Origin of the sequence: Psychrobacter alimentarius, assembly GCF_001606025.1 — a bacterium.
GTDB lineage: Bacteria > Pseudomonadota > Gammaproteobacteria > Pseudomonadales > Moraxellaceae > Psychrobacter > Psychrobacter alimentarius.
The window spans coordinates 721,324-741,600 of sequence record NZ_CP014945.1 but is presented as its reverse complement, the minus strand read 5'-3'; the positions used below and the strand labels follow the sequence as shown (position 1 = coordinate 741,600).

Genomic DNA, 20,277 nt, shown 5'->3' with positions numbered 1-20,277 from the left:
CTTAACGACGCCAGTTGGCTTGTGCCAAAGCAGTTGCACTAATGGCCAAACGGTGACCTTGAGCGATTGCCAGCTCACGCTCATCGGCAGTGATGGGTTGATCATGTGCAGCCCCACTAACATGACTGGCACCATATGGCGTGCCACCTCGATCAGTACGGTTTAAAGCAGGTTCTCCATAAGGCACACCAAGAATGATCATGCCATGATGCAGCAACGGCAACATCATTGTCAGCAGCGTCGTCTCTTGACCACCATGCATCGAACCTGTGGCGGTAAATACGGACGCTGGCTTATTTTGTAAGTTCCCTGCTAGCCAAAGGGTGACGGTATTGTCCCAAAAATACTTCATAGGCGCAGCCATATTACCAAAGTGCGTTGGGCTCCCAAGCGCAAGGCCACTACAATTTTTTAGATCATCCATCGTACAATAAAGATCACCCTCGTCTGGTATCGCGGGCTTACTTACCGTCGTTTCAGGTGCCACTGTTGGCACCGTACGGATACGTGCCTGCATGCCAGCATCTTCAATACCTTGAGCGATAGCATAGGCCAATGTCTTAGTTGTACCATAACTAGAATAATAGAGTACCAAAACATAAGGGGCAGTCTGACTCATTAGCAACACTTCCTCATAAAGTCGTTCACGTTATTATTGATAACCATCGTCTACATAGGCTTAGTTTTTGAGCTTATTTTTATGGTTGCTATTCAGACCATGATTGACTGGCTATATATCAATGCACAGCCAGCAGTTTATAGCATAGAATTGGGCATACATTATGCCCGAGTCTTTCCCTGACATGCAAACCACCCTGCTTTATATTGTAGCGCTTAAGAGCCGATGGCAGTCACCACTGTGCATTTTGACACAATTAAAGGGCAGAAGATAATGGCGTATCTTTGTTACACTATTGTCACTTTATTGCTTGCTAAATGGTCAACATGGAAAACTTAACAAAAAAACTCCCGTTTTTGAATCAACGCTGGTTTCAATTCTTGCGATTTTTAACGCGGCATTTTTTTGAGGACAATTGCCAGCAAAAGGCGGCATCGCTGACGTACACTACAATGTTATCCATTGTGCCTATACTGACGGTACTGTTGATGATTTTATCTTCTGTGCCTGCGCTATCCTCGGTCAGAGCACAAATCTATGAGGTTATTTATAGCAACTTGCTACCACGGTCGAGCATGCAGGTCAGCGAGTATATCAATAGCTTCGCTGAAAAATCGTCCAATCTGACCATTATCGGTGCCCTCATTTTATTTCTAACGACCATCTTGACGCTAACGACCATCGAGCGCGCATTTAATCAAATATGGCGAGTGGAAAATCGATCTGGCGGTATCAAAAGCATGATGCGGTATTGGACCATCGTGACTATGGGGCCCTTAGTGTTAGGCACAGCCTTTATTGCTTCAAGTACGGTACAGAGCTTAAGTTTTCTAAACCGACAGATCGCAGGTTATGGTATCGATTGGTCTTTTTGGGTACAAGCCGTATCGATAGGTATTACGTTGGCGGGCTTCATTGGAATGTATTGGTTCATTCCTAAAGCGCGTGTACCTGCAAAAAACGCCGCTATTGCAGGTATATTTGTGGCCATTGTATTTGAGTTGATGAAGTACCTTTTCGGTACTGTAATGGCCAACTTTACCAGTTATGAAGCGATTTATGGCGCTTTTGCTGCCCTACCCATCTTTTTATTATGGATCTTTTTATCATGGAACCTGATTTTATTGGGTGTTGAGATCAGTTATACCTTGACGATCTTTGAGACCGAAGAGGTGTATCCTCGTCACCCGTTACTCAGTTTGCTTGACATGCTCAACTTGGTATATACGCACCATCTAAAAGGTGAGGCTGTCAGCGAACAGGCGCTGCGTAATGTATTGGGACGTAAGGAGCTGCCAAAATGGTATACCTATATCAACTATCTACAAGACAGTAATCTCATTACCATGACCGAAGATGATGATTATGTGCTCAAAAGAGACTTGAGCAAAATGACATTGTGGGATTTTTATCGTACGTTACCCTACCCTTTGCCGATCAAAGATGAATTCGATGAGATGACAACAGAAGATCAAAAACCTTGGCTAAGCCTTTTGGTCGCGCGTTTTGAGAATACTGAATCTTATGCTAAACAACAATTAAACCTGCCTCTGAGTACTATTTTTGCCGACAGTGAACCGCGTAAAAAAGCCGACTCCGATGAAGAAAACGCGCTCAAAGGTCATAAAAATAATTTGTTTAGAAAGACCAATAACAAGATACCACCAGTCAGTTCTGCCTCGAAGTCCCCTTCAAATCTCGAAAAGTCGCCACACTTTGATCCTGCGACTTATGATAAAGAAAGCGATGTCGAGTATGACGAGCATAATAATGAAATATTGATTCCTATGGACGCCAACGAGGTTCATGACACACACCATTCTGAGACAGATACTACCAGACGCGATGTTCACAAACGTTCTATCATTACTGAAGCGGATAACCCCCAGCCTTATCAGCCAAATAAAAAAGCCTGAACTGACGTAGAGCTCAATGTAGTATGAAGCTCAAAACAGACTGATAACACGGCAAACAAGCCTTATCTCTATTGTATGATTACTTTTGGATATTTTTTAGCTTATGACAGTAAATAAAGACGAGACAAAAAGCTTGTGGATGCGATTTTTTGATAGGGTTCAAAATATACCCAAGTCGTTCATTCAGCTATGGTCGCTCCAGACATTGACTGATTTACCGGATCGACTCAGAAATTTGTGGCAGCAACTTATCGGCTCTTACTGGTTTATTCCAACGGCCTGCGTACTTGCAGGACTGTTACTTGCACCTTTATTATTGACGATTGATCAATATTTTGATCGGGAAGCGGTGAGAAAGATTACGTTTGCGTTTACCGGTAATGATGATGCTGCACGCGCTATCATGACGTCGATTGCAGGAGCCGTTTTAGGCGTAGCAGGAACCACGTTTTCTATTACCATTGCTGTACTATCCATGGCCTCTTCTCAGTTTGGTCCACGGTTATTGCGCAATTTTTTGACAGATACGCCAAACCAGTTTGTATTGGGTGCCTTTATTGGCACCTTTAGTTATAGCTTGCTCGTACTAAAGTCTATTCATAAGTACGACGTCGACTTTGGTGTCCCGCAATTAGCAGTGACTTTTGCCATTATCATGGCTATTATTTGTGCGCTTTTACTGGTCTACTTTGTCCAACATATGGTTCACGCCATTCAAGCATCACATGTCATTCAAGGTGCTAGTAATGAAGCCATTAAAAATATTCACTATTGGTATAGCGATCGTTGCGAGATTCAACATCAGCGTGATATTGAACATCAAGACCTTCAGACGTTTCATACATGGTCTTCGACACCCATTTACCCATCAAGCTCAGGTTATGTTCAACAAATCTATCTTGAGTCTTTAATCACCTTGACTCAAGAGTATGGTGGCGTGGTACAAATACAAGTCAATACGGGTGACTATGTTACCAACCAAAACGTTATTGGGTATTTTTACCAACGACCAGCCGATCATGCCAGCAACCAGAAAATCACAGACTTACCTCATTTGGCTGTTTTGCCGCGCGCACCTGATGGCGAATTTTGGCAGCGGTTTGCAGGCTGTATACGACTCGAACAACGATTGTCACATTCTAATGATATCTCTTATAGCTTAAGTCAAATGACTGAGATTGCTGTGCGAGCCTTGTCTCCTGGTATAAACGATCCAAAGACGGCCGTCAACTGTGTACAGTCTTTGACAAGTTGCTTGAGTATTATGATGCGCCGTCAGCCACCCACTTCTTATCACTTTCATGTTCCAACGCAAGAAAACGAAACGTCAGAGACCATAGACCAAGCACAACGCCTTTCCATATTGGCGGTGGTGACTTATATACCTACGATCTTGGACTTTATCAATATATCGCTTGGTGAGATACGTCGTTATGCGGCAACGGATCTGATGGTATTAAAAGCCTTGTGTCAGGCAATGGTCAATCTAAATTATTCTTGCGTCAATCATGCCCAGCAACAAACGCTCCTGCATGAGCTCGAGTTGATTAAACGGGCAGGAGAAGAAAATTTAAGCTATCAAGAATTGGTGGATGATTTGATGGAGATGTGCCAACAAGCAGAGCAATTCATTCTTGATGAGGACGCCCAACACAAGCACTTCCATTATACCAGCGAGTTTGCCGCTCACATTCGTCAGTCGCTACAAACACAATCAAGCTAATCATTACACGACTGGCAATCCTCAGACTTGTATAATGTTATGACTTATACAAAGATGCCGGCATCATTACTATAAGTCCTAGGCTTAAGGTAATTTCATATTTATACGAGACACACTTTATGGCCACTGCAAACAGCCTCACTATTCTTGAAATCAGCGCCATATTTTTATCGATTACTGCTTCACTGTCTTATATCAATCATCGCTTTATTGGCCTACCGACCACGATTGGTGTCATGGCTATTTCCATCTTGTTATCTATCGGAGCGATATTTTTAGGCTTTTTGGGGTTTGATCAGCTCATTGATTATGAGGTCAGTCTATTAGAGCAGCTTGATTTTACCGAAGTATTATTAGATGGCATGCTCTCCATGCTGTTATTTGCAGGCGCTTTACATGTCAACATTGGTGATTTAAAACGTTATAAGCTGCCGATTGGCATTCTTGCAGGGCTTGGCACCATCGTATCGGCTTTGCTCATTGCCATTGCTATTTATTTTATGTTGCCCCTATTTGGGTTTGGTCTACCTTTTATTTGGTGTTTACTGTTTGGGGCTCTGATATCGCCCACCGATCCTATTGCGGTCATGGGTATTCTTGCTTCAGCTGGCGCACCAAAAAGCGTTGAAACTGTTATTTCTGGCGAATCATTGTTTAACGATGGTATTGGCGTGGTCATTTTTGTGTTATTGCTTGGCATCTTAGCCAGTGGCGACATCCCAACGGTCAATTATGTAGCACATACATTAGCAGTTGAAGCTGGTGGTGGTATTCTTTTTGGCTTGGTACTTGGGGCAATCTTGTATTACTTATTAAAGAGCATTGACAGTTATCAAGAAGAGGTATTGCTCACCCTAGCGGGCGTCATCGGTGGGTATGCATTGGCCAGTCATTGGCATTTATCAGGCCCACTCGCTATGGTTATGGTCGGTCTCATGGTTGGCAATCGTGGGCGGGCGCTTGCGATGAGTGATAAGACGCGGCATTACATCGATTTGTTTTGGGAATTGGTTGATGAGATTTTAAACGCTATCTTGTTTGTTCTCATTGGTCTAGAAGTGGTGATGATTGTATATTCAAGCAATTTATTTATCGCAAGCGCATTGACCATCATCATTGCCTTGGTGGCACGTTTCATTGTCGTGGGAATGACCACCAAAACCTTTCATCGTCAACTGGATTTGCCAACTGGGGCTTGGAAGGTATTGACATGGGGCGGACTGCGTGGCGGTATCTCAGTCGCTTTAGTATTGCAGTTACCGATGGGCGATGAGCGCGATATTTTATTGGCACTTACTTACGCCGTCGTCATATTCTCTATTTTGGTACAAGGATTGAGTGTTGGCCGAGTGGCAAAAAGTATTCGTCCTGATGACAAAAAAGCCAGCGTATAAATAAAATCTCTGTACCAAAAAGCATTTGCAGTATAGTCGAGTCTAAATAAAACAGATACATTATATGACAACGCTGAACTGGAATGATTTTTTTTGGCTTGCTGTGCCTTCGCAGACAGAGGCTGCAAAAAACCTATTCCAGTCACGCTGTATCGGTTTTATACCGAACTCACTATAAAAAGCCAGCATAGAATATCGTCTATGCTGGCTTTTTGGTAAATTTTGAAGCGTATTGACCCCATCTCAATATCTACGATGTTCTATATCAAACCCTTTCGCTTCATATTACGATATACCACAATAACGATCAAAACATTTAAGACCAAGATGGTAAAGTTAAACCAATCAAACGGATTGGCTAGCAGATAGTAAAGCTCAATAGGGATAAATATACCGTAGCCAAGCACACCAAACCAATACGCCCATGTTCTATCCTGCCACAGCCCATAAGCCTCAACGAAGCGTAAACTGGCATAAGCCACAATCAATAGTAAAAATACTGGCCAGTTTTTGCTGGCTTGTTGAGCGACTTGTACCGCACTGTCCACTTGAGATGCCAATAGCTGACCAAATCTTCGCTGCCAAAAATCCGCAATCATTGTCAACCAGTGATCAAGGTTGGTATGCCACGACCATAACGCCATTGCCCCTAGCAGTGCGCCTACCCCTTTAACCACCTCATAGATTGCCACCGCTTTGATGGACTCACTAGAAGTGCTACGCGGGTTTTCTTGCTGGTCACATAAATTCGGCTCATAATCCTTCGAGGATGGCAGCAGATTGTCATCTTGTCGGGGCAAATTAGCCAAAGAAAGTCTCCACAACACGGCCTTGTAGTTGTTGGTTAAAAAATGGCGTGTTTTTGCCGCTTGATAGCATGGATTGTGCCGTCACTTGCCATTCTATATTAGGATCAACCAATACAGCCCCACCAATTTTCTCGTACTGCTCACTGATCCCAGCAATTTTAGCAGGATTCAAACAAATTTTATCTACCAGTTGCTCTAACGTAAGGACTTCATCATGCACCAGCTGACAAGCCAGCGCCATAAACGTATCAAAGTTTGAGATACCAGGTGTACTCTCAGCAAACGGCGCTTTTTTAGCTGTGCTATTTAGTGGTTCGTGATGACTACAAATGGCATCAATCGTGCCATCTTTTAGACCCCGTCGAATGGCTTGTTGGTCAGTATTACTGCGTAGTGGTGGTAACACATAGGCTTGTGCGTTAAACCCTTCTAAATTGTCATCGGTCAAATAGAGTTGATGCATGGCCACATCACACGTCACGGGCAGACCTTTGTCTTTTGCCCAGCGCATCAGCTCGATGGAGGATTTGCACGACAATTGACTAAAATGCGCCGCAATTCCTGTCTCTTCAACCATCAATAACTGGGTAGACAACGCCACCGTTTCAGCAATCCATGGAATACCCTGTAACCCATGATAAGACGCAATATAACCCTCATGCGCAACCCCATCTCCCGACAAGCTTGGCTCATCTGGATAAAAGAAGACTTTCATGCCAAACGTCGCTGCATATTCTAGAGTACGTAACAACACCAAATCATTACGGAACGGTCTGCGCGCGTTAGAGACAGCGATACAGCCACCTTTTTTTAAGCCTGCAATATTGGAAGGTTGCTCGCCTTCTAACCCAGCGGTCAATGCACCCAAAATATGTAAGTAAATGCCACCATCATCTAGCGCACGCTCACGCAAACCTTTTAACAAAGACCCATTTTCTAGGATAGGATTGGTGTCAGGTGGAATCACCACATGCAAAAAGCCATTGCCACGAGCCGCGCGCCCTTCTGATTCCAGCGTACCGTGTTGCTGTTGACCCGGTTCACGTAAGCGCGCGCACAAATCAACCAATGGAGGTAGTAACCACATTTCACGCTCAGTTCCGATTGAAGCCAGTTTGTCTGTGACAACACTTGGCAGAGCGTTCTTAATGGTTTGAGGAAGATGATCTCGTATTGGTGCTTCAGTATTGAGCAGAGTAGACATGAGCGTTATTACCGTATCAATAAAATAAAAGAAATAAGAATAAAGTGGCGAGCAAACTATTAACGGTTGCCAGCCTGATGCGCGCGTTGACCTTCCATCGCTAGTGATAACACGGCCATACGAATCGCAATGCCGTTATTCACTTGCTTTAAGATCACCGACTGCGCACCATCAGCCACGCTCGATGCAATCTCAACGCCGCGATTCATCGGCCCAGGATGCATGACCAACGCATCAGGTTTGGCAAGTGCCACGCGCTCAGGCGTAATACCATAGTGTTTATAATACTCACTCGACGACGCTAATAACGGCGAACCAATACGCTCATTTTGAATTCTCAATCCCATGATGACATCGCAGTCCGTCACGCACTCATTCATATTTTCATAAACGTTTACCCCATAACGCTCAATTCCTTTAGGCAATAACGTAAGCGGCGCACAGACACGAATATCCTTAACACCCAGAGTCTGTAAGGCACTGATATCAGAGCGTGCTACTCGTGAATGCTTGATATCACCAACGATAGCCACTGACAGCTCTTCAAACGGGCGCGGCGCTTCTCGGTGAATGGTCAGCATATCGAGCATACCTTGGGTGGGATGGGCATGCCAGCCATCACCACCATTGATAATGGCAATATCAGGTGTCACTTCTGTGGCCATAAAATGTGCGGCGCCAGATGCCGAATGCCGTACCACGAAAATATCTGCCGTCATCGCTTGCAAATTCCATAGCGTATCGCGTAGGCTCTCCCCTTTTTTGGTACTGGAGCGTTCGATATCGATGTTTAATACATTGGCGCCCAGACGTTTTTCAGCGACCTCAAAGGTGGTACGGGTACGAGTCGATGGCTCAAAAAACAAATTCATCACCGTATAACCTTCAAGCTCAGGACGGTTGATCAATTGCCCTTTATCATCAAAAAACGTTTCTGCTTTGGCAATAATGGCTTGCAACTGTGCCTTATTCAGACCTTCAACACCCAAAAAATGGCGAATACTACCATCCGTATTTAGCTGTGGACGACTCAGTGAAGTATTGAGTTTTTGATGAATGGCATTGGAATCGAGTGTGGCATAATCAGTCGACAAGACCGCATGTGTTGAATTGCTATCGGGAGAATTTGACATAATGGCAAGTCTTTATTGTGGGTTTATATGAGTCTATCGTAATCACTTATTCATTTTTATTCGAGCACTTACGGTTGATACGCACAGACACGAGGACATTCAGTCACTTATTTGCTACAATTTACGCTAACGAAATAGGCACTGTATAATACCTGTAGCAGCTCTATAGATGAGATAATTCAACCTTTATCACCTATCTTAGAGGATAGGCCTATCAAAATATAAATGAATAATAACAGATATAGTGTAGCTGATTTTTTGGTCAGGACAAAGTTGCCTGATGAGCTATTTCAAAATCTGTCAAATTAAACGTGGTTCATGTAACCCTTTCTTCTTTTAATACTGATCTAGTTTTTACTCACACTATCATCCAGCAGGACATCTTATGACAACCTTAGCAAACTATCTCAACGATCACGCAGCCAATCCTGCCCTTAATGATGTGATTACGACCGTCACTGACGTGGGTAAAACCATCTCACAGTTACTAAGAAAAGGGGCTTTAGCGGATATTTTAGGGGAAGCGGGTAATCAGAACGTTCAAGGCGAAGATCAGAAAAAACTGGACGTATTGGCTAATGACTTGTTACTAGATGCTTTGGCAAAAAATGCGCATTGTGCTGGCGTTGCTTCAGAAGAATTGGACGATGCAACTCCTGCCAACGCTGATGGTAGTTTACTGGTATTGTTTGACCCATTAGACGGCTCATCAAATATTGATATCAATATGGCCGTTGGAACGATTTTTTCGATTCTACCGTATGAACGTCAAGGCCAACTGAGCGAAAACGGTGATTACTTACAGGCAGGTACCAAGCAGCTTGCAGCAGGATATTTATTATATGGTACCTCTACCGTATTGGCACTAACGATAGCGGATAATGTTGTCATGTTCAGCTTAGATCCAGATACAGGTGACTATGTACTGATAGAGGACAATGTGCAAATCGCAGCAGATACCAGCGAATATGCAATCAATGCCTCAAATTACCGCTATTGGCGTGCGCCTATGCAGCAGTATATTGATGAGCTAATCGCAGGCGAGACAGGTGTGCGCGGTCGCGATTTTAACACACGCTGGGTGGCTGCTATGGTTGGTGACGTTCATCGTATTTTGTGCCGCGGTGGTCTGTTCACTTATCCGTTTGACACCAAATATGCCAATAAAGCCGGTAAATTGCGTTTGATGTATGAAGCCAATCCAATGAGCTTACTGATTGAACGTGCTGGCGGCGGTGCCACTGACGCGGTCAATCGTATTCTAGATATCGAACCTAACAATATTCATCAACGCGTACCTGTGGTGCTTGGTAGTAAGAATGAAGTCAATTACGTCAAAGACTTACATGTGAATTATACTGAAAAATAATTGTTTGAAACGTGCATTAATAGCAGCCAGTATAACGTCTAACGTTTATATGACATTATGCTGGTTATTCAAACCATTCTCATTTTATCCTCTTCTCTAAGCGATCCACTATGGTCTCAAATCCCACCGAGCTGATTACCTCAGATAAGAATACGACAGTCAAACTGGTCAAAGCGCTATTGACGCAAGCGCGCCAGCGTAAAAAGCATGGTCAGACAGTTATTGAAGGTGTTCATCTTATTGATGCAGCCCTTCGTAGTGACTATCCATTTGTCCAAATACTATTATCCGAGTCAGCACATGCTCATCCTGAGGTACAGCAAGTATTAACGCGCCTACCAACCTACACACCTATTTTAACGCTCTCAGATACGCTTTATGAAAGTATCCGAAGCCTAGGTACCGGCATCGATATCATGGCCGTCATCAAGGTGCCAACGCCCAACTTATCGACCATAACAGAGGATTGCTTGATCTTGAATGATGTACAGGATAGTGGCAATGTTGGAACGCTACTACGTACAGCAGCAGCGGTTGGCATCTCCAATATTCTGTGTACCAATGCCACCGCTCAAACATGGTCTCCCAAAACCTTGCGTGCAGGTATGGGTGCGCAGTTTGCACTCACCATCTATGAAGGCTTAAGCGTACAGGATATTTTAGATTACGTACAAACACCATTGTTTGCCACCAGCTCTCATACCGATACGGTCATCTATCAGCATGACTTAAAAGCGCCCATTGCTTGGATTATGGGTCATGAAGGCCAAGGGGTTTGTGATGAGCTCATGCAATGCGCCATCCCTATTGCATTGCCTCAGCCAAACGGACAAGAGAGCCTCAACGTCGCAATCGCAGGATCGCTCTGCTTGTATGAGACCTTACGGCAACGACATTACGCCTAGACATTACGCCTTAAAATTGTCTTACATATAAAAAACCCACTATCAGCAGATAGTGGGTTTTTTAAACAATCGTCATCGGAACATTTACTGGCAACCTAGATTTTGCTGGTCAACTCAGGTAATGCTTCAAACAAATCGGCTTCTAAGAAGTAATCTGCCACACTAGCAATCGGTGACTCTGGGTCATTGTTGATAGCCACAATAACCTTAGAGTCTTTCATACCCGCTAAATGTTGAATCGCACCTGAGATACCAGCCGCGATATACAGCTGCGGCGCTACAATTTTACCGGTTTGACCGACCTGCATATCATTTGGTACATAACCTGCATCAACAGCAGCGCGTGAGGCACCAACAGCAGCACCCAACTTATCAGCCAATGGCTCGATGTATTTAGTGAAATTTTCACCATTTGCCAATGCACGACCACCTGAAACTACAATGCCCGCTGACGTGAGTTCTGGACGATCAGATTTGGCCATCTCTTCATTTACAAAGCTGGCTTTACCAGTGTCTTGTACGTTATCAAGCGTCTCAACAGTAGCAGAGCCGCCTTCACTTGCAACCGGATCAAAAGCGGTAGTACGAACGGTCAATACCACTTTGTCTTCTGACGTTTTAACGGTGGCAGTCGCGTTACCTGCATAAATAGGACGCTCGAATGTTTGCGCATCTATGACAGCAGATACTTCTGACAACATACTAACGTCAAGTAATGCTGCGACACGCGGTATGAAGTTCTTACCAGTTGTAGTAGCAGGTGCAATGATATGGCTGTAATCACCAGCGATATCAGACACTAGTAAGGCAATGTTACCTGCCAATTGATGCTCATAAGCAGCATTGTCAGCTAATAGTACCTTAGACACGCCTTCAGCCTTTGCTGCTTCATCGGCTACGGCTTGATTGCCACTACCTGCAACCAATACATGGATATCGCCACCGATTTGTTTAGCAGCAGCGATCGTGTTTAGAGTTGCCTTTTTTAGACTGGCATTGTCATGTTCTGCATATACCAAAATTGCCATGGTTTTAATCCTTTATTTTTTTGTATCGTCTATTCATTTGGTTGTTTCTGTCCAATGTTGTTTATACTTTCAGCTTTAATATAGCTTCGTTTTAGTATCACAACACTGGACAGGATAGGCTATGAAAAAGTCTTAAATGACTTTTGCTTCATTTCTTAGCTTATCAATCAACTCATCAACCGACCCTACTTTGATACCAGCTTTGCGATCAGCAGGTGGCACCACTTTAATAATCTCTTGCTTAGATGTCATATCAACACCGAAGTCAGCTGGTGTCTTCTCGTCAAGCTGCTTCTTCTTTGCCTTCATAATGTTTGGCAATTTTGCATAACGTGGCTCGTTCAAGCGCAAGTCTGTCGTGATAACCGCTGGCAAGGCCAGTGAAACAGTTTGTAAACCACCATCGATTTCACGAGTTACGTTTACTTTATCGCCTTCAACTTTCACTTCTGAAGCAAAAGTACCCTGACCAATACCCATCAGTGCGGCTAGCATTTGACCAGTTTGGTTGTTGTCATCATCAATGGCTTGTTTACCCAGCAAGATAATATCAGTGCTTTCAGTTTCAGCAATATTCTTTAGGATTTTAGCAACTTGCAATGGGTATGGTTTTTCGTCAGTCACGACTAAAATACCACGGTCTCCGCCTAGGGCTAAGGCTGCGCGGATTTGCTCTTGCGATTCTTTTGGACCGATTGATGCCACAATAACTTCATCAATAACGCCCGCTTCTTTTAGGCGAACCGCTTCTTCTACCGCAATTTCGTCAAATGGGTTGATTGACATTTTAGTGTTTGATAGATCAACGCCAGAGTTATCAGCTTTTACACGAACTTTCACGTTATAATCAATGACACGCTTGACCGCTACTAATGCTTTCATACGTTCCTCGTTTATTAATGTTATGAATTAAAAATGATCAGTTAAGAACCAAAGGTTCAGGATTGTTCAAACTGTCGTTCAAAGTTGTACTTAAAGTGATGATTGCTCAGCAGAAACAGAGGTTAAAGCCAAGCCAATCATTATTATCAGACCTATGTATCTTGCGTGAGCACAGGCATCACGTCAAGACAGCGCCGTGAATAATGCGTCATAAATTTGTCACTATTCTATAAAAAATAGTTTATAAGCGTATCACTTCACCGTTTCTGCTTAAATATTTAACGCTTCACACCTTTATAGCATTGCTAACGCTCTATCCATTTAACGTTTTGTTATTATTTATCTTTTTAAAACTACCAGATTACCGAAGTTTTATCATGATAAGCGCTTATCAGTTTTAATCAATAGCTCACTGTCGCGTACGTCATCAAACAAACTCCAATCAGGTGTCACATCATTATTTTTTATCACACTCATATCACCTGTAGTTTCCATAATAACGGCAAACACTTCGGTTTTGGATTTGATACCATTTTTACGTAATACTTCTTGAACGTCACTGGTAGCAAGGTTTGCTTCTTTTAGATTATCCCCAAAATACTCACCATGCGCCATTAATATAATGGCTTGATTGTCGATTAAAGCCTTTAATGGCTTCACTTTTCGCCTGATGACCGATATTACACCTTGTATTAAAAATAATACAGCCACTGCAAACAACCCTTGCAACAATGCTGGTGTATCTGATATCACCGTTGAAGCAAGGATACTACCGATAGCCACTGTCATTGCAAAGTCATGACTTGATAGCTTAGAGAAACTGCGCAGTCACATCAGCCGTGTGAACAACATAAGCCCTATATAAAACCCTATCGCAGATAGAGAAATACCTAGCACTTGTGGCCAGTCCATTGAAAACCAAGTTTCCCATTTCATAACACATCCTTTCTTCTTGCATATTTTTTACATCGATATTTTTACTGCTTCATAACGCTTGCCGTTAACAGCCATCACTTTATCGTTTCACAAAGAAAAAAGTATAAAAAAAGCAACCTGATGAGAGGTTGCTTTTTTTTGAAGTCGAAACAGTATTTTTATTGTTTTAACAAACAAAGTAATCAATGCTTATGTGTAATCTACCTATTATGGAATCTACTGAAAATCAGTCGATTCAATAAAAAATAAGATTAGATAGCTTCGATTTGCTCAGCCTGTGGGCCTTTTTTGCCATCACCTAAGATGAAAGACACTTTTTGGCCTTCGGCTAGAGTTTTGAAACCATTGCCTTGGATAGCGCTGTAGTGAGCGAATACATCTTGTCCGCCATTGTCTTGAGCAATAAAACCAAAACCTTTAGCTTCATTAAACCACTTTACAGTGCCTTCAACTTTATCTGACATAAATTTTCCTAACTCTTTAACTGTTGGTGAGACTTGTGTCGCCACCGATTAATTGATATATACCCAAATTATTTTTTGCTTGGCTTGATGATTAAAACCATCAAACTACCTCAGAGTTAACATAAGGTTTTTGCCTAAAAATCTTTGAATACCACTTGATTATAGCAGCTTTTCTTAATCGCAACTGGTTAAATTGATGATTTTTGTAAACGATTATAATCAGTTCAAAAAGACCAATTTATTAAGCAACCAATCACCTATCATACTGATATTAAACATAATTTTATTATTAGATATGCAACGCCCAAATAAAAACCAATGATTCAACCTGAGGCATATCAATACTACAAAGTATAATGAGCAACAATACAAAAATATTCTATTGAAATATGGGTAGCCACGGCGAGCTCAGTACTAGTAAACAAAGGGCAAAAAATATCAATGAAAATGACTGACTATAAGCGATATATTTGGCTGGTATGACCAAGTCTTTGGGAGAGTCAGGAACCCCTTTACGTTTTAATAGACGTGTTCCATAAATCCAACCGAAAGTCGTATAAATACCATAAGCTGCAGGAACCGCGATAGCCAATGGCGTTAGATCTATCACATATAACATGACTACGGAAATAAAGAACCACAGCGTGTCTAGGAGTGAGCTAACTTGAAAAAACTTAGACTTTGGTAATTTGCCATTCGTTTTCTTGAGCATTTCTCCTTGTATCCAAATTAACACTGCTATCACGGCGCTGAGCGTAACATATATGAATTGCGGCGTTAGCCAGTCAGGATAAGATATTTGCACAACATACAACCTGTAATCTATGAAAAATAAAAATGAAGGAATTTTTTGTTCTCTCTAACCTGTCGAAGACAAATCAAGATAATGACCGTCGTCTCATTGAGCAAACAATTAAAGAACACAAAGGCGATAATCTACATTGGGGAGTTACAACTGCTTTTCAAGCCATATGATTAGACCTCTATAAAAACGTATTCAAATAGTAGCCATTAAAAAACCCACGCTATGCATTCATAGCGTGGGTTTTTATGACTAACTAGGCTTGTATCCTAAATAGTTGCTTAGTTCTTGTCTTTATCGATAATCTTGTTGCCACCAATCCAAGGCATCATGCCACGTAGTTTGGCACCAGTCACTTCAATTTGATGCTCAGCATTGTTACGACGACGGGCGGTCATTGATGGGTAGTTGGTTGCACCTTCAGAGATGAACATTTTGGCGTATTCGCCAGACTGAATACGTTTTAATGCGTTACGCATGGCTTCACGAGACTGCTCATTAATAACCTCAGGGCCAGTCACGTACTCACCGTATTCAGCGTTGTTACTGATTGAATAATTCATGTCAGCAATACCGCCTTCATACATCAAGTCAACAATCAGTTTAAGCTCATGTAAGCACTCAAAATATGCCATTTCTGGCGCATAACCTGCTTCAGTTAGGGTTTCAAAGCCCATTTTTACCAGCTCTACCGCACCGCCACAAAGAACGGCTTGCTCACCGAATAAATCCGTTTCTGTCTCATCTTTAAACGTCGTTTCGATAATACCTGAACGACCACCACCAACACCAGCAGCGTAAGAAAGCGCTACTTGCTTGGCTTGACCTGAAGCATCCTGATAGATAGCGATAAGATCAGGGATACCGCCACCTTTTGTGAACTCAGAACGAACGGTATGACCTGGCGCTTTAGGCGCAACCATGATGACATCAAGGTCACTACGTGGTACGACTTGGTTGTAATGAATCGCGAAACCATGAGCAAATGCTAAGGTGGCACCTTCTTTGATATTAGGTTCGATCACGTCACTGTAAAGCTCTTTTTGGAACTCATCAGGCGTCAAAATCATGACCACGTCAGCGGCCTTTACCGCTTCTTCTACTTCAGCAACTTTTAAGCCAGCGTTTTCAGCTTTTTTCCATGAGCCTGAGCCTGCGCGTAGACCGACGGTTACTTCGACATCTGAATCTTGTAAATTAAGAGCGTGTGCATGGCCTTGTGAACCGTAGCCAATAATGGCAACTTTTTTGCCTTGGATAATCGATAGATCACAATCTTTGTCATAAAATACGTTCATAAATAGAGTCCTTTTCCTCAATCATGGCTTACCATGGATAAATGAGCGCTTAGTTTACAGCCACTTTATATACGTAAGTTGTTACCTAAGCGCGATGTTAAATTCTAAGTAAATAAGTTTAAAATATGATGTTTGAATATAATTAGCATTGGTTATAAGCTAAGTGTTTTCTCACCACGAGCAATACCAATCACGCCCGAACGTACAACTTCCATAATACGGTCACGACCAATCACATCAATGAAACCATCTAACTTTGCTTTGTCGCCAACGATTTGAATGGTATATAAAGCCGCATTGACGTCAACAATTTGGGCGCGGAAAATATCAGCACTGCGCTTGATTTCTTCACGTACGTTACCTGTTGCACGTACTTTGATCAGCATCAATTCACGCTCTACATGTACCGTGTCTGATAAGTTATGCACTTTAACGACTTCAATCAACTTATGCAATTGCTTGGTGATTTGTTCAATTCTTTCAGGTGAAGTAATGGTCGTTAATGTCAAACGTGAAATGCTTGGATCATCGGTGGGCGCAACGTTTAGTGTTTCGATATTATAGCCACGTTGTGAGAACAAGCCGACCAATCGCGACAACGAACCTGCTTCATTTTCCATTAATACTGAAATAAGATGTTGTTGCTGCATTAGGTACGCTCCCCTTTTGTTAACCACATATCACGCATGGCTTGTCCAGCAATTTGCATCGGATACACATGCTCATTACGATCGACATAAACGTCAATGAATACCAATCTGTCTTTAATTGCCATGGCCTCAGCCAACTGTGCTTCCATGGTCTCAGGATCGGTGATCTTGATACCCACATGACCATAACTTTCAGCCAATTTTACAAAGTCAGGCAATGAATTCATATAAGACTGTGCATGGCGACCTTCGTACAACATATCCTGCCACTGTTTGACCATACCCAACTGAGCGTTGTTTAAATTCAAAATCTTGACTGGTAAATTGTATTGCAAGCACGTAGATAGCTCTTGGATATTCATCTGAATAGAGCCTTCGCCAGTAATACACACCACATCGCGCTCAGGATTAACAAGCTTTGCGGCCATTGCATATGGTAGCCCAACGCCCATCGTACCAAGTCCGCCTGAATTCAACCACTGACGCGGCTCATCATACGTATAATATAGTGCAGCAAACATCTGATGCTGACCCACGTCACTTGTGATAATGGCTTTGCCATCGGTAATTTTGCATAATGCTTGTACAACGTTTTGTGGCTTAATGCCATTGTCTGTATTGGTGTCATAACGTAAACCATGACGTTTGCGCCATTCATTAATCTGTGACCACCAATCGAGTAACGCATGTTGCTCAAGCTCTTTGTCGTGCCCAATAATATCTAACATGTCCGTCAATACAGACTTCACGTCACCAACGATAGGAATATGAGCAAGAATCGTTTTAGAAATAGAGGCCGGATCGATATCAATATGGATAATCGTTGCATTTGGGCAGAATTTTTTGACGTTATTGGTGACGCGATCATCGAAACGTGCACCAACTGCCAAAATGACATCAGCATGATGCATGGTCATATTGGCTTCATAAGTACCATGCATGCCCAGCATGCCCAAAAACTGACGATCAGAGCCAGGGAAAGTACCAAGACCCATTAACGTGTTGGTCACGGGTAAGTTTAGACGGTGAGCTAGATCTGTCAGCTCTTCATGTGCCTTACTCCAAATCACGCCGCCACCCGCATAAATGACCGGACGCTGTGCAGACAATAAGGTCTCAACGGCTTTTTTGATTTGACCGCTATGACCTTTTAGAGAAGGCTGGTACGAGCGTATGAAAACCTCTTCTGGGTATTCGTATGCGAACTTTTCGTTGGGTGCAGTCATGTCTTTCGGCACGTCAATGACCACTGGGCCTGGACGTCCAGACTGTGCAATATAAAACGCTTTTTTGACAATACTTGGAATTTCACTCGCATGACGCACTTGAAAGCTATGCTTCACGATAGGACGTGAGACACCAACCATATCGGTTTCTTGAAAAGCGTCTTCGCCGATAAGGCTACTTGGTACCTGACCGGCGATTACAACCATCGGTACTGAATCCATAAAGGCGGTCGCAATAGCCGTCACGGTGTTGGTTGCACCAGGGCCCGACGTTGCTAATACGACGCCCGTCTTACCCGTCACGCGTGAGTAAGCATCTGCCATATGACCAGCAGCTTGCTCATGACGCACCAGAATATGCTCGATATTGTCTTGTTGGAACAAGGCATCATAAATATGCAGAACGGCACCGCCTGGATAACCAAAAATATATTCAACGCCTTCATCAGTCAGCGATTGAACCAATATCTCAGCGCCAGACAGCTTTACAGGCTGACCATTATTCTCAGCAAGACGTTGTTGTTTCTTTTCAAAGTTTTTGGCAGCATTACCCGTTTGGGTATGTCCAGTCATGTTTGGACTTTGCGTAGTTTGCGTCACTGTCGTCACCCTTTTTTGTGGCAAAAAATTGCGTTATTTCATAAAAGAAAACAACCACGTTTGCACATTGTTGTCCATCTCGTAAAAATGAATGCCAATCCTTGTGTAGGACAAGAATTTGTGCCCGCTGTATTTCAGCAATGTATGTAAGGTCAGTTTGTGACGGTGTTTATCGATATACAGTGACAAGATGCGAATGCATCTATAAAAGAAGCTTATTATTGATGATGAATATCAGTCAGTATTTATACGAGTAGGTGGGCACGAATGCCACAGTATAGATAGAGTAAATCACTCTCATAGCCAATGCTATCTTATAAACTTCTTAGGTTTTATAAGTGCTTTAGCAACAACATCTATATTCACATACCATATCAATTTAGTAATACCGTTAGAATCATGCGTAGTAAGTATCAAATAATAAGTTTATCTTAGTCATTGTAGACAGATAAGTCCGGAGACAATGTATAAAGTTTCAATAGTAATGCCTGTGATTACTATGTTTCTCATATCATTGTCACAAAGAAAATAAAACTGCGCCAGTTACCGATAAGTAACCCGTTGTCATTATTTTCAAGTGCCACGGCAATGCAATAAAAGCCGTTCACTGACCAATCAACGTCTATTATATTCGATTGTTTGTGAGCCATTGTCAAGAAAAAATTCTAAAGCCTATACCTAACTATTGGTTATTAAATAATATACATTCATAAGTAATATTTGTTAAAATCAGACGTTCATATTTTTTTAGTTTCATTAGCACGTTCAGATGTTATATTTATACTTACATCTGTTTTACCAATTAAGAGGATTGCAAACATGGCATATGCGTCTAAGATAAATAATGCTGCCAAACTGCTTATCAGTACTGCGTGTATGTTAATGCTATCAATGAATGCCAGTCAGGCTATTCAGGTTTATAAATCTATTGGTGCTCACGGTGAAGTCAAATACAGTCAACATGCCCCGCAAAATGGTAAAAATGTTGAGCTCATCGAGTTTCGCAGTGACGGTAGACAAAATAATGCTGGACAGATGGCAGGCAAAACAGAAGCCAATCAAGGTAGCAATACTCAAAGCGCTGAAGAACAGCGTGTTGCACAGCTAGAAGCACGAATTAAAGAACAGGATGCGCAAGCCAATGCCCAGCGTTGCCAATCGCTACGAAACAATTTGACCAACCTAAACGTTGGCGGTCGCATCTATGAGATGGACGCCAATGGTAAACGTCAGTACTTGGACGGCCGTGAAATCGAGCTTAAACGTGAGCGTGTTCAACAAGCGATTAATCAATACTGCAATAACCCTTCTACCTAATT

18 protein-coding genes are annotated in these 20,277 nt (G+C 42.5%); 6 read left to right on the top strand and 12 right to left on the bottom strand.

Annotated elements, in window-relative coordinates:
* Position 1: 1 nt before the first annotated feature.
* Positions 2–619 carry an NAD(P)H:quinone oxidoreductase gene (wrbA, locus tag A3K91_RS03165; RefSeq protein WP_062843968.1) on the bottom strand — a complete coding sequence of 206 codons (618 nt, stop codon included), beginning with the start codon at positions 617–619 and terminating at the stop codon, positions 2–4.
* A 326-nt stretch (positions 620–945) separates the two neighbouring features.
* Between wrbA and A3K91_RS03160 the strand changes: the two genes are divergently transcribed.
* From A3K91_RS03160 to A3K91_RS03150, 3 genes are all read left to right on the top strand, one after another.
* Positions 946–2,535: a YihY family inner membrane protein gene (locus A3K91_RS03160; protein ID WP_084387239.1), complete on the top strand. Its 1,590-nt coding sequence runs from the start codon at positions 946–948 to the stop codon at positions 2,533–2,535.
* A 103-nt stretch (positions 2,536–2,638) separates the two neighbouring features.
* Entirely contained in the window at positions 2,639–4,258 is a 1,620-nt protein-coding gene (locus tag A3K91_RS03155) for a DUF2254 domain-containing protein (RefSeq protein ID WP_084387238.1), read from the top strand.
* A gap of 119 nt (positions 4,259–4,377) precedes the next feature.
* Positions 4,378–5,652, top strand: a complete 1,275-nt coding sequence (locus tag A3K91_RS03150) for a cation:proton antiporter (protein ID WP_062843966.1) — start codon at positions 4,378–4,380, stop codon at positions 5,650–5,652.
* Between the two features lie 260 nt (positions 5,653–5,912).
* Here the strand turns inward: A3K91_RS03150 and A3K91_RS03145 are convergent, their stop codons facing one another.
* From A3K91_RS03145 to A3K91_RS03135, 3 genes are all read right to left on the bottom strand, one after another.
* Positions 5,913–6,461 carry a DUF2127 domain-containing protein gene (locus tag A3K91_RS03145; RefSeq protein WP_062843965.1) on the bottom strand — a complete coding sequence of 183 codons (549 nt, stop codon included), beginning with the start codon at positions 6,459–6,461 and terminating at the stop codon, positions 5,913–5,915.
* Positions 6,454–7,611, bottom strand: a complete 1,158-nt coding sequence (locus A3K91_RS03140; RefSeq protein ID WP_062845832.1) for a dihydroorotase — start codon at positions 7,609–7,611, stop codon at positions 6,454–6,456. The genes A3K91_RS03145 and A3K91_RS03140 overlap by 8 nt, the downstream gene beginning before the upstream one ends.
* Before the next feature lie 113 nt (positions 7,612–7,724).
* Positions 7,725–8,798 (bottom strand): aspartate carbamoyltransferase catalytic subunit, encoded by a 1,074-nt coding sequence (locus A3K91_RS03135; protein ID WP_062843964.1) that lies wholly within the window; start codon positions 8,796–8,798, stop codon positions 7,725–7,727.
* Positions 8,799–9,183: 385 nt separating this feature from the next.
* On the opposite strand from A3K91_RS03135, the gene A3K91_RS03130 reads away from it, so the two are divergent.
* The gene (locus tag A3K91_RS03130; protein WP_062843963.1) at positions 9,184–10,167 is read left to right on the top strand and encodes a class 1 fructose-bisphosphatase; all 984 of its coding nucleotides are present in this window, start codon (positions 9,184–9,186) and stop codon (positions 10,165–10,167) included.
* 110 nt (positions 10,168–10,277) lie between these two features.
* Entirely contained in the window at positions 10,278–11,072 is a 795-nt protein-coding gene (locus tag A3K91_RS03125; RefSeq protein WP_062843962.1) for a TrmH family RNA methyltransferase, read from the top strand.
* A 95-nt stretch (positions 11,073–11,167) separates the two neighbouring features.
* Here the strand turns inward: A3K91_RS03125 and A3K91_RS03120 are convergent, their stop codons facing one another.
* The 8 genes from A3K91_RS03120 to A3K91_RS03085 form a co-directional block, all read right to left on the bottom strand.
* Positions 11,168–12,100, bottom strand: coding sequence for an electron transfer flavoprotein subunit alpha/FixB family protein (locus tag A3K91_RS03120; RefSeq protein ID WP_062843961.1), 933 nt, complete (start codon positions 12,098–12,100; stop codon positions 11,168–11,170).
* Positions 12,101–12,232: 132 nt separating this feature from the next.
* On the bottom strand, positions 12,233–12,982 hold the full coding sequence (locus tag A3K91_RS03115) for an electron transfer flavoprotein subunit beta/FixA family protein (RefSeq protein ID WP_062843960.1): 750 nt from the start codon (positions 12,980–12,982) through the stop codon (positions 12,233–12,235).
* Between the two features lie 375 nt (positions 12,983–13,357).
* Positions 13,358–13,771: a DUF421 domain-containing protein gene (locus A3K91_RS03110; RefSeq protein ID WP_228139894.1), complete on the bottom strand. Its 414-nt coding sequence runs from the start codon at positions 13,769–13,771 to the stop codon at positions 13,358–13,360.
* A gap of 398 nt (positions 13,772–14,169) precedes the next feature.
* Positions 14,170–14,382 (bottom strand): cold-shock protein, encoded by a 213-nt coding sequence (locus tag A3K91_RS03105; RefSeq protein ID WP_057758834.1) that lies wholly within the window; start codon positions 14,380–14,382, stop codon positions 14,170–14,172.
* 379 nt (positions 14,383–14,761) lie between these two features.
* Entirely contained in the window at positions 14,762–15,094 is a 333-nt protein-coding gene (locus A3K91_RS03100; RefSeq protein WP_323053118.1) for a hypothetical protein, read from the bottom strand.
* Positions 15,095–15,465: 371 nt separating this feature from the next.
* The gene (ilvC, locus tag A3K91_RS03095) at positions 15,466–16,482 is read right to left on the bottom strand and encodes a ketol-acid reductoisomerase (RefSeq protein ID WP_062843958.1); all 1,017 of its coding nucleotides are present in this window, start codon (positions 16,480–16,482) and stop codon (positions 15,466–15,468) included.
* A 152-nt stretch (positions 16,483–16,634) separates the two neighbouring features.
* Positions 16,635–17,132 carry an acetolactate synthase small subunit gene (ilvN, locus tag A3K91_RS03090; protein WP_062843957.1) on the bottom strand — a complete coding sequence of 166 codons (498 nt, stop codon included), beginning with the start codon at positions 17,130–17,132 and terminating at the stop codon, positions 16,635–16,637.
* Entirely contained in the window at positions 17,132–18,931 is a 1,800-nt protein-coding gene (locus A3K91_RS03085; RefSeq protein WP_228139893.1) for an acetolactate synthase 3 large subunit, read from the bottom strand. The genes ilvN and A3K91_RS03085 overlap by 1 nt, the downstream gene beginning before the upstream one ends.
* 846 nt (positions 18,932–19,777) lie before the next feature.
* On the opposite strand from A3K91_RS03085, the gene A3K91_RS03080 reads away from it, so the two are divergent.
* Positions 19,778–20,275 (top strand): DUF4124 domain-containing protein, encoded by a 498-nt coding sequence (locus A3K91_RS03080; RefSeq protein WP_062843956.1) that lies wholly within the window; start codon positions 19,778–19,780, stop codon positions 20,273–20,275.
* The last annotated feature ends 2 nt before the right edge of the window (positions 20,276–20,277 follow it).

Coding starts and splice junctions, on each gene's coding strand:
- ilvN (WP_062843957.1), bottom strand. CDS start 17,132: ATGCAGCAACAACATCTTATTTCAGTATTAATGGAAAATGAAGCAGGT.
- A3K91_RS03080 (WP_062843956.1), top strand. CDS start 19,778: ATGGCATATGCGTCTAAGATAAATAATGCTGCCAAACTGCTTATCAGT.
- A3K91_RS03100 (WP_323053118.1), bottom strand. CDS start 15,094: ATGCTCAAGAAAACGAATGGCAAATTACCAAAGTCTAAGTTTTTTCAA.
- A3K91_RS03085 (WP_228139893.1), bottom strand. CDS start 18,931: ATGACTGGACATACCCAAACGGGTAATGCTGCCAAAAACTTTGAAAAG.
- A3K91_RS03130 (WP_062843963.1), top strand. CDS start 9,184: ATGACAACCTTAGCAAACTATCTCAACGATCACGCAGCCAATCCTGCC.
- A3K91_RS03150 (WP_062843966.1), top strand. CDS start 4,378: ATGGCCACTGCAAACAGCCTCACTATTCTTGAAATCAGCGCCATATTT.
- ilvC (WP_062843958.1), bottom strand. CDS start 16,482: ATGAACGTATTTTATGACAAAGATTGTGATCTATCGATTATCCAAGGC.
- A3K91_RS03115 (WP_062843960.1), bottom strand. CDS start 12,982: ATGAAAGCATTAGTAGCGGTCAAGCGTGTCATTGATTATAACGTGAAA.
- A3K91_RS03105 (WP_057758834.1), bottom strand. CDS start 14,382: ATGTCAGATAAAGTTGAAGGCACTGTAAAGTGGTTTAATGAAGCTAAA.
- A3K91_RS03160 (WP_084387239.1), top strand. CDS start 946: ATGGAAAACTTAACAAAAAAACTCCCGTTTTTGAATCAACGCTGGTTT.
- wrbA (WP_062843968.1), bottom strand. CDS start 619: ATGAGTCAGACTGCCCCTTATGTTTTGGTACTCTATTATTCTAGTTAT.
- A3K91_RS03155 (WP_084387238.1), top strand. CDS start 2,639: ATGACAGTAAATAAAGACGAGACAAAAAGCTTGTGGATGCGATTTTTT.
- A3K91_RS03110 (WP_228139894.1), bottom strand. CDS start 13,771: ATGACAGTGGCTATCGGTAGTATCCTTGCTTCAACGGTGATATCAGAT.
- A3K91_RS03125 (WP_062843962.1), top strand. CDS start 10,278: ATGGTCTCAAATCCCACCGAGCTGATTACCTCAGATAAGAATACGACA.
- A3K91_RS03135 (WP_062843964.1), bottom strand. CDS start 8,798: ATGTCAAATTCTCCCGATAGCAATTCAACACATGCGGTCTTGTCGACT.
- A3K91_RS03120 (WP_062843961.1), bottom strand. CDS start 12,100: ATGGCAATTTTGGTATATGCAGAACATGACAATGCCAGTCTAAAAAAG.